Raw genomic sequence first — 24,396 nt, 5'->3', positions numbered from 1 at the left:
CTTGCCAAGGCCCACGCGCCCGAAATAGTGGCCGGCGGGCCGAGATCGGACGCTTGCGGCGCCCGTAAAACTTGACGCTACCGTGGTTTCATGGTGAAGGTCACCACCAACTTCCCCTGATCTTTCGGAAATACGAATACCATGGCAACCGAACGTTATAACCCGCGTGATGCTGAACCTCGCTGGCAGCAAAAATGGAACGAAGCGAAGGTCTTCGAGACCGACAACAGCGATCCGCGCGAGAAGTATTACGTCCTCGAGATGTTTCCGTATCCATCCGGCCGCATCCACATGGGCCATGTGCGGAATTACGCAATGGGCGACGTCGTAGCTCGCTATAAGCGCGCTCGCGGCTACAACGTTCTACATCCCATGGGTTGGGACGCCTTCGGCATGCCGGCTGAAAATGCGGCAATGGAGCGCGGTGTACATCCGGCCTCCTGGACCTACCAGAACATCGCATCGATGAAGTCCCAGTTGAAGGCGATGGGCCTCTCACTGGATTGGAGCCGCGAATTCGCAACCTGCGATGTCGCCTACTACCAGCACCAGCAGCATCTTTTCCTAGATTTCCTCGAGAAGGGACTCGTCTACCGCAAGCAGTCGAAGGTGAACTGGGATCCGGTCGACAACACCGTTCTCGCCAACGAACAGGTGATCGACGGACGCGGCTGGCGTTCCGGTGCCCTGGTTGAGCAACGGGAACTGACGCAGTGGTTCTTCAAGATCACCGACTTCAGCCAGGATCTGCTCGAGGCATTGGACACGCTTGATCAGTGGCCGGAAAAGGTCCGATTGATGCAGAAGAACTGGATCGGTCGCTCGGAAGGCATGATGCTGCGCTGGGAGATCGTCCAGGAGACGGCTCCGGCCGGAGAAACCGAGATCGAGGTCTACACGACCCGTCCGGACACGCTATTTGGCGCCTCCTTCCTGGCTATCGCAGCCGACCATCCGCTGGCCAAGGATGCCGCAGCGAAGAATCCGGCTATCGATGCCTTTTGTGAAGAATGCCGCCGTGCCGGAACCTCACTTGCTGCGCTCGAGACGGCGGAGAAGAAGGGCATCGATACCGGCATTCGCGTCAAGCATCCGCTCGATCCGTCATGGGAATTGCCTGTCTACGTCGCAAACTTCGTCCTCATGGACTACGGCACCGGCGCGATTTTTGGTTGCCCATCCGGTGACCAGCGTGACCTGGATTTTGCACGCAAATACGACCTGCCGGTGGTTCCCGTTGTTATGCCGGCGGATGACGATGCCGCGACCTTCAGCGTCGGCGACGTTGCCTATGACGGCGATGGCGTCATGATCAATTCGCGCTTCCTTGATGGCAAGAGCACAACTGAGGCATTCGAGATCGTTGCCGACCGCCTGTCGTCAATGACGCTTGGCAATGCTCCGCAGGGTGAGCGCAGGGTGAACTTCCGCTTGCGTGACTGGGGTATCTCGCGCCAGCGCTATTGGGGTTGCCCGATCCCTGTCATCCATTGCGACGATTGCGGCGTTGTCCCGGTTCCGAAGAAGGACCTGCCGGTGCAGCTGCCGGAGGATGTAACCTTCGACCAGCCCGGCAATCCGCTCGATCGTCATCCGACCTGGCGGCACGTCGCTTGCCCGCAGTGCGCCAAGGATGCACGGCGGGAGACCGACACGATGGACACGTTTGTCGATTCGAGCTGGTATTTCACCCGCTTTACCGCTCCCTGGGAGAGCAAGCCGACCGACCGAAGCGCTGCCAATCGCTGGCTGCCAGTCGATCAGTATATTGGTGGTATCGAGCACGCGATTCTGCACCTGCTTTATTCGCGCTTTTTCACCCGGGCGATGCGCGAGACAGGCCACGTCGATGCAAAGGAGCCGTTCAAGGGTCTCTTTACCCAGGGCATGGTCGTGCACGAGACCTACAGCCGCGGCACGGGCATGGGCCGCGAGTGGGTTGCACCGGCGGATATTCGCATCGAGGAGCTGGACGGGAAACGCCGCGCCTATCACCTTTCCAGCGGGGAGGAAGTCGCGATCGGCTCGATCGAGAAGATGTCGAAGTCGAAGAAGAACGTCGTCGATCCGGACGATATCATCGCTTCTTACGGTGCAGACACTGCCCGCTTTTTCGTTCTTTCGGACTCGCCGCCTGAGCGCGACGTTATCTGGTCGGAGGCAGGCGTCGAGGGCGCCCACCGCTTCACGCAGCGGCTCTGGCGTCTGATTGCCGAGGTATCCGACAATCTTCGCGATGTTGCGCCGACTCCGGCTAAGGATGGGGAAGCTCAAGCGATTTCGCAGATCGCGCACAAAACCTTGAAGGCCGTCCAGAACGATTATGATCGTCTCTGGTTTAATAAGGCCGTCGCGAGGATCTACGAGCTCGTCAATGCCCTGGCGTCGCCATTGACCCGCGTCGCTGCAGGCGAAGGCGATACGGCGTATCGCGCCGCAGCGCGGGACGCGGCCGAGATCCTTATCCAGCTGGTAGCACCAATGACGCCGCATCTGGCTGAGGAGTGCTGGGCGGTGCTGGGCAACGGCGGATTGCTGGCGCACACTGGTTGGCCGCGTTATGACGAAACCCTCGTCGTTGAGAACGATGTGATTTTGCCGGTTCAGATCAACGGCAAGAAGCGCGCCGAATTGACAATTTCTCGCGACGCAGATCAGAATGCCGTCACCGAGGGTGTGCTCGCATTGGATGACGTCAAGAAGGCGCTGAACGGTCAGACGCCTAAGAAGATCATCGTGGTTCCACAAAGGATTGTGAACATTGTCGTTTGATATCGCTTTTAAGCTGGTGCGCGGCACCGGCATTGCCGCAATCCTAGCGTCCACGGCTTTTCTCGCATCCTGCCAGGTTCGCCCTCTTTATTCCGAAAGTTCCGGCGCTGCGGGCAAGCTGGCGTCCGTCGGTTTCTCGGAAGCGGGGAGCCGCGTTGAGCAAGAGGTTCGCAATCGACTGATTTTTATCGCTTCGCGTGGCGCCGGCGAGCCTGAGAATCCCGAATACAAGGTTGAATTCAGCGCTCGCTCGAATGTCATCAGCACGCTGCTGGTGGCGTCGTCAGACGAATCGCTTGCCGGACGTGCGACCGTCAGCGTCGACTACACTCTAAAGTCCGCAAAGGACGGCCACGTCATCAAGGCCGGCAATCGTTATGCCACTGCGCTGGTCGACTTCCCAGCTCAGGAATTTGCCAAGCAACGCGCCATCCGCGACGCCGAGAACCGCGCCGCACGGCAGGCTGCTGAGTTCGTTGGTGCCGATATTGCGGCTGCGCTTGGCCGCTGAGGAGCGGATGCATGGCGGAAATCAAATCGCACGAGTTTGAAGGCTTTCTTGAGCGATCCGCCCGCAACTACCGGCTCTTTGTGATTTATGGGCCGGATCGCGGTCTTGTTTCGGAGCGCGCCACCTCGCTGGCCGGCAGGACGGGCGTGGCATTGGATGATCCGTTTTCGCTGATCAAGCTCGATATCGGCGACCTACAGCGCGATCAAGGTCGCCTCTTGGACGAGGCGGGAGCAATTGGCCTTTTCGGAGGTGACAAGCTCATCTGGATCCGTGGTGCAGCCAACGAGAAATATCTTGTCGACTCCCTCCAGGTTCTTTCAGCGAACATGCCGGACGGCACATTCGTTCTTATTGAGGGCGGTGACCTCAAGAAGGGCTCGCTGCTGCGGAAAGCCGCCGAGACAGCACGCACTGTCATGGCGATACCCTGCTATGCCGACGATGCCCGCGCCCTCAACGGCCTGATAGATAGCGAACTTTCAAGCGCTGGCCTGGGCATCACGCCCGATGCACGCCAGGCCCTGCTGGAGCTGATAGGGGGGGATCGGATTGCCTCTCGCAACGAACTGCGAAAGCTGGCGCTCTATTGTCGGGGAAAATCGACCATCGAAGAGCACCACGTTACGGAAATAATAGGCGACGCCAGCGCCATCTCGGTGGACGACGCCGTCGATGCCGTCCTTAGCGGAAATCCAAGCAGCTTCCTGCATGCAATGCAAAAGATCATATCGTCGAAGACGGCGGTGTTTGTTGTGATCCAGGCCTGTCTGAAGCAGTTTCAGTTGCTGGACGCCATGAAGACGGAGATGGAGGAGAAGCGATTGTCGGCCGCTCAGGTCATGCAGACGCTTGGTCGTCATCTGCATTTCCGACGCAAGCCGATTATCGAGCAAGCATTGCGTACCTGGTCCGCAGAAGCGGTGGCACGCGAAGCAAACCGTCTGCAAGCGGCAATCCTGCAGACGCGCAAACGGGCGTCGTTGGAAGACAGCATCGCTCTACAGAGCCTGCTATCGACGACGCTGCAATCGGCGCGCCGATAGCGATTCCATTTAGCGGCGCTCGAGCAGCCGGCAGATTTCTTCCAATTGTTCCAACGACTTATAGGAAATTCTGATCTGGCCGCCGCCTGCCTTGTGATTGATCGTCACGTCCAGGCCGAGCGTATCCGACAAGGTGCGTTCCAGGGCGAGCGTATCTGAATCCTTCTGATCCTTCTGATGCCCCGGAATCTTCGGCTCCGACTGAGCCTTGATATCATTCTGCGCCAAACGCTCCGCGTCACGGACCGACATGCCTTTCGAAACGATCGTGCGGGCGAGGGCGGTCGGATCGGAAGTCGGCACCAAGGCGCGGGCATGACCGGCCGAGAGGCTTCCCGCGGCCAAAAGGTCCCGAACGGGCTCTGGCAGTTTCAAGAGACGCAGCGAATTCGCCACGTGACTGCGGCTCTTGCCGATAATTTCGCCGAGATCGTTCTGGGTATAGCCATACTCCGCCATCAACTGCTCGTAGCCGAGGGCCTCTTCCAGCGGATTGAGGTCGGAGCGCTGAACGTTCTCTACGATTGCAATCTCAAGAGCGGTTTTGTCATCGACATCGCGCACGATCACCGGGATCTCAACGAGGCCTGCAAGTTGTGCCGCGCGCCACCGTCTCTCGCCGGCTATAATCTCGAACTGGCTGGCGGCCAATGTGCGAACCACAATGGGCTGCACGATACCGTGCTGCCGGATCGAACCCGCGAGCTCATGCAATTCGCCATCGTCGAAAAACCGTCGAGGATTGCGCGGATTGCGACTGACGAACTCGATCGGGACCATCCGATCGGCGCTGACCCCGGGCTTGCCGGCATCAACGGGCATCGGTTGATCCATCTCACCAATCAATGCGGCCAGCCCGCGGCCGAGCCTTCTTTTCGAGATGTCATCGCTCATATCTAAACTCGCCATTCTCTTTCAAATCACGCCGCGAGACGCTGCCGTTCGCGCTGAATAACTTCCGACGCCAGCTGGAGATATGCCTGACTGCCGGCGCACTTCAGGTCGTACAGAATTGCTGGCTTGCCATAGGAGGGTGCCTCAGACACGCGAACATTTCGAGGAATCAACGTGTGGTAGACCTTCTCTCCTAGATGCGTGCGAACATCGTTAACAACCTGTTGCGCAAGATTGTTGCGGGAATCGAACATCGTCAACACTATCCCCTGGATATCGAGGTGGGGATTTACGGTACGTCGAACCTGATCGACCGTCTCCAGGAGCTGACTCAGTCCTTCCAATGCAAAGAACTCACATTGCAGAGGCACAAGCACCGAATGTGCGGCCGCCATCGCATTCATCGTGAGCAGATTGAAGGAGGGCGGGCAGTCAACGAGAATATATGAGAAGCGGAAAGCCTCTTCTTTCGCGAAAGCCTTCTTGAGTTTGAAAACGCGATCGCTTTGGCTCGCAATCTCCATCTCAATGCCGAGCAAGTCCATCGTCGACGGCACGATGTAGAGGTTTGGAACAGCGGTTTCCTGCGACACTTCTTCGATGCCGTAGTCCCCGAGCAAAAGATCATAGGAAGATAGCCGGCGATGTTTGCGATCGATCCCCAAGCCCGTGCTGGCGTTACCCTGCGGATCGAGATCGACGATCAAGACCCGCTCGCCGATCGCGGCCAGAGCTGTTGCCAAGTTGATGGCAGTCGTGGTCTTGCCGACGCCACCTTTCTGATTTGCGATGGTGATTATACGATTTCGTTCGCCAGCCATAGCCAAAGCCCGATCTGTTAAGCCACACGCTGGAGATTGAAGATTTCCAAAACGACGGAATCCTGCTCGACAGCGCTTTTATGTTCTAACAGATCGAATCTCCAGTCACCATGCGCTTTCTCGATCTCGCTCCGGTAATCCCGGCCTTTATGAAAGTAAGCTCGGAGGTTTTCATTCCGTTTCGACCACGGTTCAATAAAGCCCAGCAATTTGCCTAGGTCCGCAAGCGCTCGCGCGGAAACAAAGTCGCAGTTCTCCACGATGGCAGGGGCGTCTTCTATTCGAACAGCGTGAATAGAGCCTCTGCCGCCGGTTTCCCGGAGCGCCGTGCGCAGAAAGGCCGCCTTCTTGTGATTGCTTTCCACGAGATGGACCCATCCATCGCTGAGCTCCGCCAGCATGATGGCCGTCACAATGCCCGGAAAGCCACCCCCGCTGCCTAGGTCAATCCACGTGCGAGGGAACGGCTGGAGCTGGAAGATTTGCACCGAGTCTGCAATATGCCGGCTCCAGGCATCGGCGAGCGTTGACGGTGCAGTCAGGTTGATCGACTTCGCCCACTTTTGAAAGAGGGCCACAAAGTGTTCGAGACGTTCCTGTGTTTCACGTGAAACACGTCGGCCGTTCAGTTGCATGGTGGGACTCTCGCAGATTGCATAGGATAACGTCAAGCGGATGCCGCAACATTTGTCGCGCCGCGACGCAGGTGCACGAGCAACAACGAGATCGCCGCGGGCGTCATCCCATCGATCTTTGTTGCCTGTGCAACGTTGTAGGGACGGATAGTACGCAACTTCTGCTTCAGTTCGTTAGACAGACCGGACAACACATTGAAATCGAAGTCGGCCGGTATCACGCGGTCTTCATCCCGCTTTACGTGAGCGATATCAGCCGACTGCCGTTCCATGTAAACCGCATAGCTCGCTTCGATCTCCAGAGCTTCAGCCACGCGGCCATTCAGCTCTCTTAGTTCTGGCCAGATCGGCGCAAGATCCGGCAAGCTAATATCCGGGTAGGACAGAAGCTCATACGCCGACCGCCGTTGGCCGTCCTGGTTCAGCTTTAGACCGAATCGCCCGGCTTCGCTTGGCGTCACGGAAAGTGATGCCAACTGAGCGCGGCCCGCATCCAGCGCCTCGCCATAGGCTTGAAAACGGTCCCGACGACCGGCCGAGGCTGCGCCTATCTGTATTGCCAACGGCGTCAGCCTGACATCCGCATTGTCAGCCCTCAACGATAAGCGGTATTCGGCCCGGGAAGTGAACATACGGTATGGTTCAGCAACCCCGCGCGAGGTCAGGTCATCCACCATCACACCGATATAGGAATCGGTTCTGCTGAAGCGAACCTCGTCCTGACCGCCAGCCAGGCGCGCAGCATTGATGCCAGCGACGAGGCCTTGAGCTCCAGCCTCCTCGTATCCCGTCGTTCCATTGATCTGCCCAGCCAAAAACAGGCCTGGCATCTTCTTCACTTCGAGCGATGGTTTCAACTCACGCGGATCGACATGATCGTACTCAATTGCATAACCCGGCTGCACAATGCGGACCCGTTCGAGACCAGGAATGGTATGAATGAACGCATCCTGGATCTCGGCGGGGAGGGATGTCGAGATACCGTTGGGATAGACTGTGCTGTCATCCAGGCCTTCCGGCTCAAGAAAGACTTGGTGTCCGTCACGTTCGCCAAACTTAACAAGCTTATCCTCGATCGACGGGCAATAGCGAGGTCCGACGCCTTCAATCTGCCCCGAATACATGGCCGAACGCTTCAAATTCTCGACGATGATGCGATGGGTCGCCTCCGTCGTGCGCGTAACGCCACAGGTGATTTGTGGGTTCAAGATATGATCTGTCATAAAAGAGAAGGGGACAGGATCCTCGTCCGCTCCCTGTTGGCCGACACTCTCCCAATCGATCGTCGTCCCATCCAGCCGCGCCGGCGTTCCGGTCTTCAGCCGCCCGAGACGAACGCCCAAATTTAAGAGCGTTTGAGAAAGCCCCACCGATGGCTCTTCACCAACGCGACCTGCGGGTATCTTTTGGTCGCCGATGTGAATGAGTCCACGCAGGAAGGTCCCCGTTGTCAACACAACTGATGCGCACTTGAGAATCCGGCTATCTTTCATGACAACCGCGGCGATCCGACCGTCTTTAATAGATAGATCGAACGCGTCGCCCTCGACCACAGTGAGATTCTCAATGCTCTCGATCGACGCAAGCATAGCCTGCCGATAGAGCTTCCGATCCGCTTGGCTACGCGGGCCGCGAACAGCCGGCCCCTTCTTTCGATTCAGCATCCGGAACTGAATGCCGGCCGCATCAGCAACGCGGCCCATCAGACCGTCCATGGCATCGATCTCTCGGACCAGGTGTCCTTTGCCAAGTCCTCCAATCGCCGGATTGCAGGACATGATCCCGATGGTATCGCGACGATGAGTCACCAGCGCCGTGTTCGCTCCAAGGCGCGCGGCGGCGGCAGCGGCTTCGCATCCAGCATGCCCGCCTCCGATGATGATGACATCGAACCGTGAGGTATCCATTATTTAAGCTCCTGAGATCGTCAGGTGATGAGCGATGTCGCCCAGGGAGTCAAGGCGTTTCACGTGAAACCAGATGACAGGGCATGATTCCGATGTTTCACGTGAATCATTTTCCGATGCAGAATTCACCGAAGATCACATCAAGCAAATTCTCGACATCCACACAACCAGTCACTCGTCCCAAGGCGTCACTCGCGACACGCAGGTCCTCGGCCCGTAGATCCAGACCACGATGAGGGTCATGAAGTGACGCTCGCAGCGCAGCCAATGTCTGTGTCAGTGTTTCCTTGTGGCGTGCGCGGCTCGGGATCGCCATGGACTGCGGATGTACCTTTGCTTTAAGGCGGTCAACGATCAAGCTTCGGAGCGCATCGAGACCAATTCCATGCGTGATCGAAATCAATAGATCAAACTCTCTAGCACTTTGACGCGGCAAATCGGATTTCGTTCCTACCAGAACGGCATCGTCGGGCACTTCCTCAGCTTCACTTTTAATCGATACGTCCTCGATGAAAATTACCAGGTCGGCCTCTGCAATGATCTTCTCAGCCCGTCGAATGCCCTCGCGCTCCACGATCTCATCCGTCTCGCGCAGACCAGCAGTGTCGTAGAGCTTGACAAGATAGCCATCCATGCTGAGATCGACATGCAGCACATCCCGTGTCGTGCCAGCGATGTCAGTGACGATCGCAACATCGCGTTTCGCCAAGGCGTTCATAAGGCTCGACTTGCCGGCATTCGGCTTGCCCGCTATGACGACCTTGAACCCATCGCGGATGATCTCTCCGGCTTCGAGTTGCTCCAGATGGCTTTTCAATTCGTTAACCAGGCTCGCCACATCCGCCCAAACCTGATCTGAGACTGAACCCGGAACGTCTTCTTCGTCGGGAAAATCCAGTTCGGCCTCGATCAGTGCGCGTGCACGCGTCAGCCTGTCTGACCAGCCATTGTAGATCGACGACAACCCCCCGGAGCTTTGCTCGACCGCGAGACGCCGCTGCATCTCAGTCTCGGCGGCGATAAGATCTGCCAAGCCTTCGATCTCGATTAGATCGAGCTTGCCGTTCTCAAATGCTCGCCGTGAAAATTCGCCTGGTGCCGCCGGCCGCAGATTGCGGAATTGGACGAGCTCACGATGCAATGCGTCGACGACCGCGCGGCCGCCATGCAGGTGCAGTTCGGCAACATTCTCGCCGGTAAAGGAATGGGGTGCCGGAAAGAACAGAATAAGGCCGGTGTCGATGACAAGACCATTACGAGTCCGAATCGATCGTAATGCTGCCTGCCGCGCAGGCGGCACGTCGCCAACGAGAGAGGCGACAACCGCCGGCACTTCCTCTCCACTAATTCTAACGACGGCCAAGCCGGCCGGGACAGGGCCACTCGAGAGCGCGAAGATCGTTTCATTGTTAGACGACATTTTACTACTCCAGTTCAAGGCTGAAGAGAGTTTTCGCTACAAATGGAAAAGCCGGCCACAGCAGTGACCGGCTTATCAAAGAATCCGGCTAAGGATCACGTATTCATAGAATCGAAGAAGTCCGGATTGTTCTTCGTCTGCTTCAACTTGTCGATCAGGAATTCGATCGCGTCGGTCGTTCCCATCGGAGCCAGGATGCGGCGCAGCACGAAGATCTTCTGGAGATCCTGACGCGGAACGAGGAGGTCTTCCTTACGCGTGCCGGACTTCAAAATGTCCATGGCCGGGAAGATACGCTTATCGGCAACCTTACGGTCGAGAACGATTTCCGAGTTACCGGTTCCCTTGAACTCTTCGAAAATCACTTCGTCCATGCGGCTGCCGGTATCGATCAGCGCGGTCGCGATGATCGTAAGCGAACCACCTTCTTCGATGTTGCGCGCTGCGCCGAAGAAGCGCTTCGGGCGCTGCAGGGCGTTCGCATCGACGCCACCCGTGAGAACCTTACCGGACGAGGGGACAACCGTGTTGTATGCGCGGCCGAGGCGCGTAATCGAATCCAGCAGGATCACAACATCACGGCCGTGCTCCACAAGGCGCTTTGCCTTTTCGATAACCATTTCCGCCACCTGCACATGGCGTACAGCGGGTTCGTCGAACGTCGAGGAGATGACTTCGCCGCGAACGGAACGCTGCATGTCCGTGACTTCTTCCGGACGTTCGTCGATGAGAAGAACAATCAGATAGCACTCGGGATGATTCGCCGTAATCGAGTGCGCGATGTTCTGCAGCAGAACCGTCTTACCGGTACGCGGCGGAGCGACGATCAGTCCGCGCTGGCCCTTGCCAAGCGGCGCGACGAGATCGATGACGCGCGGCGAAAGATCCTTCGAGGTCGGGATATCCAATTCCATCCTGAAGCGTTCGTTCGGATAGAGCGGCGTCAGGTTATCGAAATGCACCTTGTGACGGATCTTCTCGGGATCGTCGAAATTGATGGTGTTGACCTTGAGCAGCGCAAAGTAGCGTTCGCCTTCCTTAGGCCCGCGGATCGGACCCTCTACCGTGTCGCCGGTCTTCAAAGAGAAGCGGCGGATCTGGGAGGGTGAGATGTAGATATCGTCCGGGCCCGGGAGGTAGTTGGCGTTGGCAGAGCGCAGGAAGCCAAAGCCATCCTGGAGCACTTCAACGACGCCTTCGCCGATAATCTCCACATCCTGGCTGGCAAGCACCTTCAGGATTGCAAACATCAATTCCTGTTTGCGCATCGTGCTCGCATTTTCGACCTCGAGCGATTCGGCAAATGCCAGCAGATCCGTCGGGGACTTACTCTTAAGTTCTTGAAGCTTCATTTCAGCCATGAAGTGACCATTACTCTTAAATTCAGGGGGGAGGCGATGTCGAGGGCTGTAATCGGTCCTGCGAAGGGATCGCAGACGATCGAACTTTACATACATGCCACAAGGATGAGGTGGAGCGAAAATAGCGAGTAAGGCTCACCGCCGCAAGGGGGCTGCTTAAAATCAAGCAAATTTAACCGAACCCGCTTTTTCTCAGAACGGCTTGACCACGACCAGAATGACAATCGCGATCATCAGAACCGTCGGCGCCTCGTTCATGAAGCGCCAGTAACGCGCTGAATGGCGGTTCTCATCGCGCTCGAACGCTCTTGCTGCCCGCGAGAAAAAAACATGGACGGCAGTCAAAAGCACAACCAGGCCGATCTTCGCGTGCAGCCAACCACCCTGGAAACCATAAACGGACCAAGCGAGATAGAGGCCAAAGATCCAGGTCAGCATCATCGCCGGGTTCATGATCACCCGGAGCAGGCGACGCTCCATCACCTTGAATGTCTCCGACTGCGTCGAGCCCGGTTCCGCATCGGTATGGTAGATGAAGAGGCGCGGCATGTAGAACAGTCCGGCCATCCACGAGATCACCGCGATAATGTGAAGAGCCTTTATCCAGAGATAGAGATTGTCCGGGTTCCAGAGGAATAGTCCCAGGCCAAGAAGCACGAAAAACAGGATCGCAAAGTGGGCACGGCGACGCGCATAGGTGCCCGGCCTCTCATCCGTCTGCTTTGCCATGTGCTAGCGTCTCCAACCGCGGACCTGCTCGACGAGCAGCGCCACGTTTCGAGGGTCGGCCTGTGGCGTGATCCCGTGGCCGAGATTGAATATCAGCGGACCATTGCCGAGGTTGTCGAGAATATCATTGATCCCCTCCGACAGCGCCGCACCGCCGGCGACCACACGCATCGGATCAAGATTGCCTTGCACGGCTCCGTCCTTCTGCAGCTCCGCGGCAAAATCCAAAGGCACCGACCAGTCGAGCCCGATCGCATCAGCCTTCGTCTTCTGCCGATAATCTCTCAGCAGGAACCCAGCGCCTTTGGCAAAGGCAATCACTCGAGCGTTCGGACGCCGCGCCCTGATAGACGCGATCATCCGTGCAACAGGCTTCACGGCGAAAGCCTCGAATTCCCGCTCGCCGAGAACACCAGCCCAGGAATCGAAAATCTGCACGGCATCGGCACCCGCATCGATCTGCGCGACCAAATAATCGGCCGACACCTCAGCCAGGACTGCGAGCAAGCGTTCGAAGGCCTTCGGATAATTGTAGGCAAATAGCCGCGCTGGAGCCTGGTCAGGCGTTCCATGGCCAGCGATCATATAAGTCGCAACCGTCCACGGTGCGCCGCAGAAGCCGAGCAGGGTCGTCTCGGAAGGAAGTTCGCGTCGCAGGCGCTCCACCGTTTCCAGAACCGGCTTCAGGTAGGCGATGACATGCTCTGTCTCGATCCCGTCGATGCCAGCTTCGTCGATCGGATCCATTTCCGGTCCATGCCCTTCCGTGAAGCGAACGTTGCGCTTCATCGCATCCGGGATCACAAGGATATCCGAGAAGAGGATGGCTGCATCAAAGCCATAACGGCGGATAGGTTGGAGCGTTACCTCGACTGCGTGATCAGGCGTATAACAGAGGTCAAGGAAACTCCCGGCTTTCGCGCGCGTTTCTCTGTACTCGGGGAGATATCGTCCCGCCTGTCTCATCAGCCAGATTGGAGGAGGACTGAGCGTTTCGCCGTCCAAGACTCTCATGATTTTCCGACCGCTTTCACCCACGCGCTTCTTCCCTATAAAAATACAAAGATCTTTTAAAAGGTTTCTATTTCTTAGAGTCTGTTTCTATCAAGGATTAAAATCTGTCCACGACCAGAGCGTTTTGTCGCGCCATCGCCGATTCCAATGGACAGAATAACAGCTTATCAAGCCGATATCGTGGATAACTAAGAAAACGCAAATGATTCCAATCAAATAAAAGGCAGCCTTTTGGCGTTGAACTGTGGAAAAGCCTTGGAAAGGCGCGGAACTTTCAGGAGCTGTCCACAGAACCAACAAAGCGCGTTTAGCAGCTCCCACGAAATTCCATTTGTGGAAAAGGCGGCATGTTTTCCCTTGCCTTACCCGTGCCGTGTCTCTTAGCTCTCCGTTGTCCAGTCTTTTCAACAGGCCCCGGAAAATAGCGTGGAGAACCGCACGAACTTCTTCCATCTGCATCTGATTTCTGACTCGACCGGCGAAACGTTGATTTCGGCCGGGCGCGCCGCGTCGGCACAATTCAAATCCGCTCAGCCGATCGAACACGTCTATCCGCTGGTCCGAAATCGCAAGCAGCTTCTGCAGGTTTTACAGACGATTGATAGTCAGCCTGGGATCGTTCTATATACGATCGTTGACCGTGAACTCGCGACGTTGGTCGATCAGCGCTGTGCGGAGATGGGTGTCGCTTCCGTGAACGTGCTCGAGCCCGTCATGGACGCCTTTCAGATCTATCTTGGCGCACCGTCGCGCCGGCGTGTCGGTGCCCAGCATGTGATGAATGCCGGCTATTTCGCTCGCATCGAAGCGCTCAATTTCACGATGGATCACGACGACGGCCAGATGCCCGATGATTACAATGACGCCGACGTCGTGATTCTCGGCATCAGTCGGACGTCGAAAACGCCGACGAGCATCTACCTCGCCAATCGTGGTATCAAGACCGCCAACATCCCCGTCGTCTATGGCGTGCCGCTCCCGGAAAGCCTGTTCGCGACCACCAAACCCTTGATCGTCTGTCTGATCGCTACCACCGATCGCATCTCTCAGGTCCGGGAGAACCGTATCCTCGGAGCGACCCCCGGTTTTGATCGCGGGCAATACACGGACCGAGCCGCCATATCGGAGGAGTTGAAATACGCACGGTCGCTCTGCGCCCGGCACAATTGGCCACTCATCGACGTGACGCGCCGCTCCATCGAAGAGACCGCGGCGGCGATTGTTGCTCTCCGTCCGAAGCTGCGTTAAGCGCTGCCGCACCAAACCTGTTCGAGGCTCCATGACACCGAAGCTTATCCTCGCATCCTCCAGCCCGTTCCGTCGCATGCTGATGCAAAATGCCGGCCTCACCTTCGAGGCTCATGCGGCTCATATTGACGAGCGGTCGGTCGAAGCGCCGCTCGAACGAGAAGGCGCAACACCGGATGCCGTGGCCCTCGTTCTCGCCAAGGCGAAGGCGAAAGAAGTCAGTGATCGGTATCCGGCCTGTCTGGTGATCGGCTCGGACCAAACGATGTCTCTTGGCCCGCAGACCTTTCATAAGCCCAGGGATATGGCTGATGCGGAGAACCACCTTCGCATACTGTCGGGCCAGATGCACCGGTTGAACAGTGCGATCGCGATTGCCTACGACGGCGACATCGTCTGGGAGCATGTTTCACACGCTGAGCTGACGATGCGTCCGCTGGATGCGGACTTTATCCAGCGGCATTTAAAGCGCGTCGGAGAGAAGGCACTCACGAGCGTCGGCGCTTACCAACTCGAGGGGGAGGGGCTTCAATTGTTTTCGCGGATCGACGGGGACTATTTTACAATCCTGGGATTACCGATGCTACCTCTGTTGGAAAAGTTGAGAGAATTGGGTGCGATTGATGGATGATTCACGTGAAACATTCGGGCCGCGGGCTTTCGTCACGGGGTTTCCTGTCAAACACTCCCGGTCGCCTCTGATCCATGGCTATTGGCTCAAGACACTTGGACTGCCGGGATCGTATCGCGCCCATGAAGTCGCGCCAGCCGATTTTCCAGCCTTTATCGCATCGCTGAAGAGCGGCGAGGCTAGCTTCGTAGGCGGCAACGTCACGATCCCACACAAGGAGATGGCGTTCAAACTCGCTGACGATCCGGACGCGCTTTCTGAAGAACTTGGTGCATCCAACACGCTTTGGATGGAGGGGGGCCGGCTCAAAGCGACGAACACGGATGGAGGCGGCTTCACCGCAAATCTGGACGAGCGTCATCCTGGCTGGGACAAGGCGCACTCGGCCGTGGTCCTCGGTGCCGGCGGTGCGAGCCGCGCCATCATTCAGGCGCTGCGCGATCGGGGCATCAAGGAAATTCATCTGGTCAACAGGACGGTCGGACGCGCTCAGGAATTGGCGGATAGGTTTGGCTCGAGCGTAAAAGCGCATTCGATGGCAGCCTTGGCGGAAGTCATGCACGGCGCCGGCCTTTTCGTGAACACGACTTCGCTTGGCATGGACGGCGAGGATGCGCCGGAGATCGATTTTTCGCCGCTGCTCTCCGATGCCGTCGTAACGGATATCGTCTACGTCCCCCTGAAGACTCCTTTCCTTGTCCAAGCCGAACGGCAAGGATTTGCCGTTGTCGATGGTCTCGGCATGCTGTTGCATCAGGCCGTTCCAGGTTTTGAGAAATGGTTCGGGCATCGCCCGAAGGTTGATGACAAGCTGCGCGCGCTGATTATCGAGGATATGGACAAGCACTGATGTTGCGGATCGGACTGACCGGCTCGATTGGAATGGGCAAATCAACAATGGGAAAGCTCTTCGCAGAAGCGGGGGTGCCTGTGAATGATTCGGATGCCGTCGTCCATGATCTCTATGCGGGGGAGGCGGCGCCCCTTGTCGATGCTGCCTTTCCCGGAACCATGAAAGAGGGTGCCGTCGATCGGCAGGAACTGGCCCGCCAGCTGGCTGGAAGTGCCGACGGGTTCAAGCGCCTTGAAGCAATCGTCCACCCGCTCGTGAGGAAACGCGAAGCAGAATTCACTGAACGCGAGCGGCAGCGCGGCTCGCCCATGGTGCTGCTCGATATCCCGCTGTTGTTCGAAACAGGAGCCGAGAGTAGGGTCGATGTGATCGTGGTCGTTAGCTGTGATCCACAGATACAGCGCGAACGCGTACTTGCGCGGCCAGGCATGACAGTGGAAAAATTCGATATGATTCTTGCGCGCCAGACGCCGGATGCGGAAAAGCGCGCAAGAGCCGATTATGTGATCGATACCGGGCACAGCATCGAAACGGCCAGAAAACGGGTCGCCGAGATCGTCTCGGATCTAAAGCGGCGGCTCGCCAGCGGGGACTTCCTGAATGCGTGAAATTATTTTCGATACGGAAACCACGGGCCTCGATAACCGTGTGGACCGCATTATCGAGATCGGCGGCATCGAGCTTTTCAATCATTTTCCGACTGGGAATACGATTCACATCTACATCAATCCGGGCGACCAGAAAGTGCACCCGGACGCGCTTGCCGTGCACGGCATCACAGACGAGTTTCTGAAGGACAAGCCTTCGTTCGCAGATGTTGCGCAGCAAATTATCGATTTCTTTGGTGACGCGAAGTGGATCGCGCACAACGCCACGTTCGATATGGGCTTTATAAACGCCGAGCTCGCAAGGCTCGATTTGCCGTCGATCCTGCCCGACCGGGTGCTCGACACACTGTCGATGGCGCGCCGCAAGCATCCGATGGGACCCAACTCCCTCGATGCACTTTGCCGCCGCTATGGCATCGATAATACGCATCGAACGAAGCACGGCGCGCTTCTCGACTCCGAACTGCTGGCCGATGTCTACATCGAGATGATCGGTGGTCGTCAGGCCGCCCTTGGCCTCGGCACCGTCGCGAGTAATTCGGCAGGTCAGGAAAGCTTGGTGGAGGAGATTATTATCGGGACGCTTGTGCGTCCGCGGCCCCTTGCGCCACGTCTCAGCGAAGCAGAGCAGCAAGCCCATGACGCGCTGATTGCCAAACTCGGCGCGAAGGGCGTCTGGGGAAAATACGATCTCGCAAACTAAAAATGCCCGGGGCGACCCGGGCATTTCATTTTGTTGCAGCGTGCTATGCGCGAACTGTTAGTTCGTGGTTGCCTGTACCTTGGCACGGGCCTGCTCTTCGGCAACCCGCTGCGCAAACATCTGAGAGAAATCGATCGGATCGATCATCAGGGGCGGGAAGCCGCCATTGCGCGTGACGTCGGCAATGATCTGACGTGCGAACGGGAACAGCATGCGCGGGCACTCAATGAAGAGAACCGGCAGCATGTGCTCCTGCGGGAACCCGGCAATCCGGAAGACGCCGCCATAGACGAGTTCGGTATGGAATACCGTTTTGTCGCCATCCTTGGCTTCTGCGTTCAGAGACAGAACGACATCGAAATCCGTATCGGAGAGCGGATTGGCGTTGACGTTGACATTGATATTGATGGCCGGAGCCTTGTCACGCGCCTGCAGCGAACGCGGAGCACCCGGATTTTCGAAAGAGAGATCCTTGGTGTACTGCGCAAGGATGGTAAGGCTCGGGCTCGTTGCACCGTTATTGCTGTTTTCGTCGGCCATTGGCTTTTCCTCGAGGGCATTGGATGGTGCCGCTCTATCATTTCGGGCATAGTGTTACAACCCTGGGCCAGTCGGCCGGCGGGGACGGTTCCTCACTTGCCGAGATGCTTCCCTGACCAGGGAGAGTTGTCGTTGGGTTCGCGTCGATAATCCTCGTCGTCGAGGTCGACGATCTTGGAGTCCTTGGGGCGGCTCGACGTGTCGAAGCCGCTCGTTGAGCCGACGACGACGAAACGACGGCTGACATATTGCCAGGCAAGATCGCGCACAGCCGGAATGAAGATCAACAGAGCCACGATGTCGGTGATGAAGCCGGGGATCATCAGCAACAGGGAAGCGATCACGAACATCGCTGGTCGAAGCAGCTCGCGCCCCGGCACCATGCCGTTTCGCCCCTCCGCAGACATACGGCGGAGAATCCCGATGCCCTGGCGCCTGAGCAGGCCCATGCCCACCATGAAGCTCAATATGACAAGCGCCAGCGTCGGCCAAAGCCCGATCGCCTTTCCGACAAGCACGAAACCGGCAATCTCGGCGAGCGGAAGCAGCAGCAGAAAACCAGGCAGGATCTTCAAGGGCATCGTTTTATTCCGGCTGAGCCGGACTCCGTTGGAGGGTCGCGTTGTCGACCCTATTTGAATCATCTGTATAGGCGGACTATATGGGAGTACAAATCAGGGATGTTAACAGCGGCAGCGGCGGGATATGGGTTCAAACGACTTCATCACATTGTTTTTTCTTGTGGCGGCGGTGCTGATTTTTTTGCAGCTGCGCAGCGTTCTCGGCCGCCGTACGGGCAATGAGAAACCCCCGCGCGATCTTTATACGCCGCGGGATGCCGTTGGACCTGATTCTCCTGATGCCGGTAAAGTGGTGACCCTGCCGCGCCGTGACGCAGCGACTGAGGAAGACGATCGCTTTGCGGCAATCGATGCTTTCGCACCAGCCGGCACCTCACTCAATGAATCGCTGCGCGAAATCAACAAGGCAGACGCTTCCTTCAATCCGAAGGAATTCGTCAATGGCGCCCGCATGGCCTATGAGATGATCGTGATGGCGTTTGCGGACGGCGATCGTAAGACGCTGAAGAACCTGCTTTCGCGTGAAGTCTATGACGGCTTCGACGCAGCCATCACCGAGCGCGAATCCAAAGGCGACAAGGTGAAATCGACCTTCGTCGGCATCGACAAGGCGGAAATCGCCAGCACCGAGATTAAGGGCACGGAGGTGCAGATTACCGTTCGTATCGTCAGCCAGTTGATTTCGGCCACTTACGACAAGGCTGATAAGCTCATCGATGGCGACGCGGAGAACGTTGCCGAGGTCAATGATCTCTGGACGTTTGCGCGCGATACCCGCTCCCGCGATCCCAACTGGAAACTCGTGGCCACCGAATCGGAACATGAGTGAAGACACTCCGGGCTTTGCCCTTCAAGCAATAAGCTTTGACGATCTGCAAGGCTGGAAGGATGATGATCCTTCCAGCCTTTTTGAAGCGATGGAAGCATGCCGGCGGCAGGTCATTGACATCAAGCCGTATCGGACGGGCTCGCTCGGCTTGACGGCTCAGGACCTTCTACCGTTGCTTGAAGCAGCGCGCAGCGAGAATATCTCGTCGGCAGCCGATGCCCGAACCTTCTTCCAATCCCACTGTCGACCCTTCAGAATTCGTCGCATCGACGGCAATCCGGGCTTCGTCACCGCTTTCTACGAGCCTGAGATTATGGTCTCGGCCGTGCCGGATGATGAGTATCGCTTTCCCTTCTATCGCCGCCCCGAAGACCTGATCGACCTTGATGAGGGTAATCGCCCTGTGGGTCTGCCGGACAGCTACGCTTTCGGCCGGCTGACCTCCGATGGCATCGAAGCCTATCCGGACCGGCGGGCAATCGATGAAGGCTTCCTGGCGGGCAGGGGATTGGAGATTGCCTGGGCAAAGTCGAAGGTCGACGTCTTCTTCGTCCATGTTCAAGGTGCGGCGCGCTTGCGGTATCCTGATGGCAGGGTTGGACGCATCACCTATGCGGCAAAGGCGGGACATCCTTTCTCGGCGATCGGCAAGCTACTCATCGAGCGCGGGGAAATCGAACGATCCGAGATTTCGATGCAGACTATTCGGCGCTGGCTCGGCGACCATCCGCGGCAGGTGGATGAGGTCCTGTGGCACAATCGCTCCTACATTTTCTTCCGCGAAGTCCCCAGCGCAGATCTGAACGCCGGGCCCGTGGCCGCAGCAAAAGTGCCGCTGATTGCCGGCCGTTCGCTCGCAGTCGATCGGCTCATCCATACTTTTGGCTTCCCGTTTTTCATTCGGTCCGAGAATCTTGTCCATCTCGATGGCGACAAGCCGTTCGCGCGAGTGATGCTGGCTCTCGACACGGGCTCTGCCATCGTCGGTCCGGCGAGGGGTGATATTTTCACCGGGTCAGGGGATGATGCAGGAGAGCTCGCTGGAACAGTGCGCCACGACGCCGACTTCGTCATTCTGCTTCCGAATGCCGCCGCCGCGAGGTTCGCCTGATGGCTCGAGACCGGAAGCTCAACACGGATGAAAGGATACTCTGGGGCAAGGTGGCACGGAGCACGCGTCCAATGCCCGGCAAGAAGGATCAGCTAGCCGAGCTCGATGCTTTTCTGACAGAGGTGGAGGTTGAACAGCAAACGGCCGCCGCCGCGAAGCGACCTTCCGAAACTGATGCCGGGCCCACGGTCCCGGTTGTTTCCAAAACACGCTCGGGTATCCATCACCCGCTCGAAAGGCCGGTCAAGCGTAAGATCGCCAAGGGCCGCGTGCCATTGGAAGCCCGTATCGACCTGCATGGGCTGGTCCAGAGCGAAGCGCATATATTGCTGCTCGAGTTCCTGATGCGAGCCCATGAACGAGGGATGAGGCATGTGCTTGTGATCACCGGCAAGGGCAGTTCGCTCGGCAGCGAAGGTGCCCTGAAACGCGCCGTCCCGATGTGGTTTTCGAAGCCGGAGTTTCGGTATTTCATCTCGTCCTATGAAACAGCAGCCCACCATCACGGAGGCGAAGGCGCCCTGTATATCCGGCTGTCGCGCCGGCATGGAGAGAGATCGTGACGCCGTTCGGTGAGGCCGTCCGCAAGCTGCGAGAGCGCAAGGGTGTCTCGCAGAAACAGATGGCGGCAGCCCTCAATGTGTCCCCGGCCTATCTGTCGGCCCTCGAACATGGAAGGCGCGGCTTGCCGACCTTCGATCTGCTCCAGCGGATCGCCGGCTACTTCAACATCATCTGGGATGAGGCCGAAGAACTCTTCCTTTTGGCCCGTTCTTCGGACCCCCGCGTCGTCGTCGATACATCGGGTTTATCGGCCGAACATACCGCTTTTGCGAACCTCCTGGCGGGTCGTATTCGCGATCTCGACCAAACGACGCTTGGCCAACTGACAAGCATTCTTAAAAACGGCGGAAAAGCGGACGGAAAACGGTCATAATCCCCTGATTTATGGCCAGGTTAAGCGCGCTGGCATTGGGAACTTGGATCAAAAACCCTATATTCTGGCATGTATAAGGCAGGTGATTCGCAAGTCTCACTTCAGCCCCGACAACAGGGAAATTCTCGAAAAGTATGACCGATATACCCACGACGGAAAACGGCGTTAGTACCGAATATGGCGCAGACTCGATCAAGGTTCTGAAGGGCCTTGATGCAGTGCGTAAGCGCCCGGGTATGTATATCGGTGACACCGATGATGGCTCGGGTCTTCATCACATGGTTTATGAAGTCGTCGACAACGCGATCGATGAAGCGCTCGCAGGCCACGCCGATATCGTGACCGTGACGCTCAATCCCGATGGGTCGGTCACCGTTACCGACAACGGCCGCGGCATCCCGACGGACATTCATACCGGCGAAGGCGTGTCGGCAGCCGAGGTCATCATGACCCAGCTGCACGCCGGCGGTAAGTTCGACCAGAACTCCTACAAGGTTTCCGGTGGTCTGCACGGCGTTGGTGTTTCTGTCGTTAACGCGCTCTCCGTCTGGCTGAGGCTGAAGATCCGCCGTCAAGGCAAGATTCATGAAATGAGTTTCACGCATGGCGTAGCCGATGCGCCGTTGAAGGTGATTGGCGACGCTGGTGATGAAACCGGCACCGAAGTCAGCTTCATGCCGAGCACTGAAACCTTCACGATGACCGAATTCGACTACGCCACGTTGGAGCATCGCCTGCGTGAGCTCGCCTTCCTGAATTCGGGCGTTCGCATCCTTCTGAGCGACAAGCGTCATTCGGACATCAAGCAGGAAGAGATGCTCTACGACGGTGGCCTGGAGGCCTTCGTCTCCTATCTCGACCGCGCCAAGAAGCCGCTTGTCGACAAGCCGGTGGCGATCCGCGGCGAAAAGGACGGGATTACCGTCGAAGTCGCAATGTGGTGGAATGACAGCTACCACGAGAACGTCCTGTGCTTTACCAACAACATTCCGCAACGTGACGGTGGCACGCATATGGCCGGCTTCCGCGCCGCGCTGACCCGCCAGATCACCTCCTACGCCGATACCTCGGGTATCACGAAGAAGGAAAAGGTGACGCTGACCGGTGACGATTGCCGCGAAGGCCTGACCGCCGTTCTTTCCGTCAAGGTGCCGGATCCGAAGTTTTCGTCGCAGACCAAAGACAAGCTGGTTTCCTCGGAAGTTCGCCCCGTTGTCGAGAACCTAGTCAGCGAAGCGCTGAGCACGTGGCTGGAAGAGCATCCGACGGAAGCTAAGGTTCTGGTCGGCAAGGTGGTCGAAGCCGCCGCGGCGCGCGAAGCGGCCCGTAAGGCGCGTGAGTTGACGCGTCGTAAGGGCGCTCTCGACATTGCCTCTCTGCCCGGCAAGCTCGCCGATTGCTCGGAGCGCGATCCGGCCAAATCCGAAGTCTTTCTTGTCGAGGGCGATTCGGCGGGTGGATCGGCCAAGCAGGGGCGTTCGCGCGAGAACCAGGCGATCCTGCCGCTGCGTGGCAAGATCCTCAACGTCGAGCGTGCTCGCTTCGACAAGATGCTGTCCAGCCAGGAAATCGGTACACTGATTACCGCGCTCGGCACAGGCATCGGCAAGGACGAGTTCAATGCCGAAAAGCTGCGCTACCACAAGATCATCATCATGACGGACGCTGATGTCGACGGCGCCCACATTCGTACGCTGCTGTTGACCTTCTTCTTCCGCCAGATGCCGGAACTGATCGAGCGTGGCCATCTCTACATCGCCCAGCCGCCGCTTTATAAGGTCTCGCGCGGCAAATCGATCCAGTACGTGAAGAACGAGAAGGCCCTTGAGGACTACCTAGTCGGCCAGGGTCTCGAAGATGCTGCCTTAAAGCTCGGCAGCGGCGAAGTGAGGACCGGCCAGGATCTTGGCGAGGTGATTAGCGATGCGTTGCGCCTCCGCGCGCTCCTTGACAATCTGCACTCGCGCTACAATCGCGCTGCCGTCGAACAGGCAGCAATTGCTGGTGCTCTCAATGCTGAAGCCGTTAGCGACCGCTCGAGAGCTGAACAGCTCGCCGGTGAAGTCGCCAGACGTCTTGACCTGATTGCCGAAGAGACAGAGCGCGGTTGGGAAGGGGGCCTCACGAGCGAAGGCGGCATCAAACTTGAGCGTATGGTGCGCGGCGTGAAGGAAGTTGTCGTTCTCGACATGGCGTTGATCGGCTCGCAGGACGCGCGGCTTCTCGATCAGCTGTCGGCTCGCTTGAAGGACATCTATCAGGTGCCTCCGTCACTCTCCCGACGCGACGGTGATGTCGAGATTTCCGGACCACGGGCACTGCTGGACGCGATTTTTGCGAGCGGCCGCAAGGGTCTGACGATGCAGCGTTACAAAGGCCTCGGTGAGATGAATGCCGAGCAGCTCTGGGAAACCACGCTCGATCCGAACGTTCGTTCGCTGCTGCAGGTGAAGGTTGCCGATGCAACGGACGCTGACGGCTTGTTCGCACGCCTGATGGGTGACGAAGTCGAACCTCGCAGAGAGTTCATCCAGGACAACGCGCTGAACGTAGCAAACCTCGATATCTAGCGAGCGGAGCTCGTTTCCGCCTAGAGGCCGCATAAAAAAGCCCCGCGCATCGACGCGGGGGCTTTTGCGTGAGAACTAGTCTAGTTGGCGATAAACTTGCCGCGGAAGGCGACCTCTGAAAGAGGCTTGCGCTGGCTCGGAACTTCCCGCTCCTGGTTCCGCTCCGAAAGGACGCTCTTATCGGCAAGACGTCCCAACGCGACGCCCGCCTCCACCCGGTAACCCTCGGGAATAGCAAAAGTTTGCTGGATCTCTTCGTGCTTAATGCCGCCCATCCCGTGAGCGTAGAAACCCGAAAGCCGGGCCTGAAGCGCGAGATAACCCCAAGCAGTGCCAGCGTCGAACGAGTGTGTGTAGCTTTTCCTACCTTCGGAGAAGTCGCCGCTGAAGCCTCTTGAGACGACGTAGATCAGCGCCGAGGCGTTCTTTGCCCACTCTCGATTTGACTCGACGAGGAGACCAACGAACTTGTCCCAGTCCTCAGAACCTTTGAGCGCATAGATGAAGCGCCACGGCTGCTGGTTTGCGGACGACGGTGCCCAATGCGCGGCATCCAGTATCGTCAGAAGCTCCGATTCATCGATCACTTCGCCGGTAAAGGCACGCGGTGACCAGCGCTCGAGAAACAAGGGGTCGATCGAATATTGGGATTCACGGCTATTGCTCTTTGTCATG

The 24,396-nt window shown here is 57.7% G+C and carries 24 protein-coding genes; 13 read left to right on the top strand and 11 right to left on the bottom strand.

The features are described from left to right. Positions 1 to 141: 141 nt before the first annotated feature. The 3 genes from leuS to holA are packed head-to-tail and all read left to right on the top strand — an operon-like array spanning position 142 to position 4,329. Positions 142 to 2,772: a leucine--tRNA ligase gene (leuS, locus tag RHIBUN_RS0100335; protein WP_025657948.1), complete on the top strand. Its 2,631-nt coding sequence runs from the start codon at positions 142 to 144 to the stop codon at positions 2,770 to 2,772. Continuing rightward, on the top strand, positions 2,762 to 3,283 hold the full coding sequence (gene lptE, locus RHIBUN_RS0100330; RefSeq protein ID WP_025657947.1) for an LPS assembly lipoprotein LptE: 522 nt from the start codon (positions 2,762 to 2,764) through the stop codon (positions 3,281 to 3,283). Before leuS ends, lptE begins: the two co-directional genes overlap by 11 nt. 11 nt (positions 3,284 to 3,294) lie before the next feature. Next, on the top strand, positions 3,295 to 4,329 hold the full coding sequence (gene holA / locus RHIBUN_RS0100325; protein WP_025657946.1) for a DNA polymerase III subunit delta: 1,035 nt from the start codon (positions 3,295 to 3,297) through the stop codon (positions 4,327 to 4,329). A 9-nt stretch (positions 4,330 to 4,338) separates the two neighbouring features. Here holA and RHIBUN_RS0100320 read toward each other — a convergent pair whose 3' ends face one another. The 8 genes from RHIBUN_RS0100320 to hemE form a co-directional block, all read right to left on the bottom strand. Beyond that, positions 4,339 to 5,223: a ParB/RepB/Spo0J family partition protein gene (locus RHIBUN_RS0100320; RefSeq protein WP_025657945.1), complete on the bottom strand. Its 885-nt coding sequence runs from the start codon at positions 5,221 to 5,223 to the stop codon at positions 4,339 to 4,341. Positions 5,224 to 5,249: 26 nt separating this feature from the next. After that, a complete protein-coding gene (locus RHIBUN_RS0100315; protein ID WP_025657944.1) occupies positions 5,250 to 6,044 on the bottom strand; it encodes a ParA family protein in 795 nt (264 codons plus the stop codon). Between the two features lie 17 nt (positions 6,045 to 6,061). Continuing rightward, positions 6,062 to 6,679 (bottom strand): 16S rRNA (guanine(527)-N(7))-methyltransferase RsmG, encoded by a 618-nt coding sequence (rsmG, locus tag RHIBUN_RS0100310; protein WP_025657943.1) that lies wholly within the window; start codon positions 6,677 to 6,679, stop codon positions 6,062 to 6,064. A gap of 32 nt (positions 6,680 to 6,711) precedes the next feature. Next, a complete protein-coding gene (gene mnmG / locus RHIBUN_RS0100305) occupies positions 6,712 to 8,586 on the bottom strand; it encodes a tRNA uridine-5-carboxymethylaminomethyl(34) synthesis enzyme MnmG (RefSeq protein WP_025657942.1) in 1,875 nt (624 codons plus the stop codon). Between the two features lie 106 nt (positions 8,587 to 8,692). Beyond that, positions 8,693 to 10,006, bottom strand: a complete 1,314-nt coding sequence (mnmE, locus tag RHIBUN_RS0100300; RefSeq protein ID WP_025657941.1) for a tRNA uridine-5-carboxymethylaminomethyl(34) synthesis GTPase MnmE — start codon at positions 10,004 to 10,006, stop codon at positions 8,693 to 8,695. A gap of 95 nt (positions 10,007 to 10,101) precedes the next feature. After that, positions 10,102 to 11,367 carry a transcription termination factor Rho gene (gene rho / locus RHIBUN_RS0100295; RefSeq protein WP_018858949.1) on the bottom strand — a complete coding sequence of 422 codons (1,266 nt, stop codon included), beginning with the start codon at positions 11,365 to 11,367 and terminating at the stop codon, positions 10,102 to 10,104. 192 nt (positions 11,368 to 11,559) lie between these two features. Continuing rightward, complete coding sequence (gene hemJ, locus RHIBUN_RS0100290) at positions 11,560 to 12,096, bottom strand: protoporphyrinogen oxidase HemJ (RefSeq protein ID WP_025657940.1); 537 nt, start codon at positions 12,094 to 12,096, stop codon at positions 11,560 to 11,562. 3 nt (positions 12,097 to 12,099) lie between these two features. Beyond that, entirely contained in the window at positions 12,100 to 13,110 is a 1,011-nt protein-coding gene (hemE, locus tag RHIBUN_RS0100285; RefSeq protein WP_025657939.1) for a uroporphyrinogen decarboxylase, read from the bottom strand. A gap of 426 nt (positions 13,111 to 13,536) precedes the next feature. Here hemE and RHIBUN_RS0100280 point away from each other — a divergent pair, with 426 nt between their 5' ends. Genes RHIBUN_RS0100280 through dnaQ form a run of 5 tightly spaced genes read left to right on the top strand, consistent with a single transcriptional unit; the run spans position 13,537 to position 17,153 of the window. After that, positions 13,537 to 14,358: a pyruvate, water dikinase regulatory protein gene (locus tag RHIBUN_RS0100280; protein WP_025657938.1), complete on the top strand. Its 822-nt coding sequence runs from the start codon at positions 13,537 to 13,539 to the stop codon at positions 14,356 to 14,358. Between the two features lie 31 nt (positions 14,359 to 14,389). After that, the gene (locus tag RHIBUN_RS0100275) at positions 14,390 to 14,989 is read left to right on the top strand and encodes a Maf-like protein (protein WP_025657937.1); all 600 of its coding nucleotides are present in this window, start codon (positions 14,390 to 14,392) and stop codon (positions 14,987 to 14,989) included. Next, on the top strand, positions 14,982 to 15,839 hold the full coding sequence (locus RHIBUN_RS0100270) for a shikimate dehydrogenase (RefSeq protein ID WP_025657936.1): 858 nt from the start codon (positions 14,982 to 14,984) through the stop codon (positions 15,837 to 15,839). The genes RHIBUN_RS0100275 and RHIBUN_RS0100270 overlap by 8 nt, the downstream gene beginning before the upstream one ends. Then, complete coding sequence (gene coaE, locus RHIBUN_RS0100265) at positions 15,839 to 16,450, top strand: dephospho-CoA kinase (protein WP_025657935.1); 612 nt, start codon at positions 15,839 to 15,841, stop codon at positions 16,448 to 16,450. The genes RHIBUN_RS0100270 and coaE overlap by 1 nt, the downstream gene beginning before the upstream one ends. Then, complete coding sequence (dnaQ, locus tag RHIBUN_RS0100260; RefSeq protein WP_025657934.1) at positions 16,443 to 17,153, top strand: DNA polymerase III subunit epsilon; 711 nt, start codon at positions 16,443 to 16,445, stop codon at positions 17,151 to 17,153. The genes coaE and dnaQ overlap by 8 nt, the downstream gene beginning before the upstream one ends. 57 nt (positions 17,154 to 17,210) lie before the next feature. On the opposite strand, the gene secB is transcribed toward dnaQ, so the two are convergent. Together secB and RHIBUN_RS0100250 are read right to left on the bottom strand one after the other, a co-directional pair. Then, positions 17,211 to 17,693, bottom strand: coding sequence for a protein-export chaperone SecB (secB, locus tag RHIBUN_RS0100255; protein WP_016556856.1), 483 nt, complete (start codon positions 17,691 to 17,693; stop codon positions 17,211 to 17,213). A gap of 92 nt (positions 17,694 to 17,785) precedes the next feature. Next, on the bottom strand, positions 17,786 to 18,274 hold the full coding sequence (locus RHIBUN_RS0100250) for an FxsA family protein (RefSeq protein ID WP_025657933.1): 489 nt from the start codon (positions 18,272 to 18,274) through the stop codon (positions 17,786 to 17,788). Positions 18,275 to 18,398: 124 nt separating this feature from the next. On the opposite strand from RHIBUN_RS0100250, the gene RHIBUN_RS0100245 reads away from it, so the two are divergent. The 5 genes from RHIBUN_RS0100245 to gyrB all read left to right on the top strand — a co-directional run bounded on the left by RHIBUN_RS0100245 (position 18,399) and on the right by gyrB (position 23,721). Then, positions 18,399 to 19,103, top strand: a complete 705-nt coding sequence (locus RHIBUN_RS0100245; protein WP_025657932.1) for a Tim44/TimA family putative adaptor protein — start codon at positions 18,399 to 18,401, stop codon at positions 19,101 to 19,103. Further along, entirely contained in the window at positions 19,096 to 20,214 is a 1,119-nt protein-coding gene (locus RHIBUN_RS0100240) for a murein transglycosylase A (protein WP_025657931.1), read from the top strand. The genes RHIBUN_RS0100245 and RHIBUN_RS0100240 overlap by 8 nt, the downstream gene beginning before the upstream one ends. Beyond that, positions 20,214 to 20,777 carry a Smr/MutS family protein gene (locus RHIBUN_RS0100235; RefSeq protein WP_025657930.1) on the top strand — a complete coding sequence of 188 codons (564 nt, stop codon included), beginning with the start codon at positions 20,214 to 20,216 and terminating at the stop codon, positions 20,775 to 20,777. Before RHIBUN_RS0100240 ends, RHIBUN_RS0100235 begins: the two co-directional genes overlap by 1 nt. Continuing rightward, complete coding sequence (locus RHIBUN_RS0100230) at positions 20,774 to 21,151, top strand: helix-turn-helix transcriptional regulator (protein ID WP_018858960.1); 378 nt, start codon at positions 20,774 to 20,776, stop codon at positions 21,149 to 21,151. The genes RHIBUN_RS0100235 and RHIBUN_RS0100230 overlap by 4 nt, the downstream gene beginning before the upstream one ends. Positions 21,152 to 21,285: 134 nt before the next feature. Beyond that, positions 21,286 to 23,721, top strand: coding sequence for a DNA topoisomerase (ATP-hydrolyzing) subunit B (gyrB, locus tag RHIBUN_RS0100225; RefSeq protein ID WP_025657929.1), 2,436 nt, complete (start codon positions 21,286 to 21,288; stop codon positions 23,719 to 23,721). 80 nt (positions 23,722 to 23,801) lie between these two features. Here gyrB and RHIBUN_RS0100220 read toward each other — a convergent pair whose 3' ends face one another. Next, positions 23,802 to 24,395: a nitroreductase family protein gene (locus RHIBUN_RS0100220; RefSeq protein WP_025657928.1), complete on the bottom strand. Its 594-nt coding sequence runs from the start codon at positions 24,393 to 24,395 to the stop codon at positions 23,802 to 23,804. Position 24,396: the final 1 nt, after the last annotated feature.

This window comes from Rhizobium sp. IBUN, assembly GCF_000510625.1.
GTDB classification, from domain to species: Bacteria; Pseudomonadota; Alphaproteobacteria; order Rhizobiales; family Rhizobiaceae; genus Rhizobium; species Rhizobium altiplani.
Note: the sequence above shows the minus strand (reverse complement) of the source record. Positions and strands in the feature narration are given on the sequence as shown.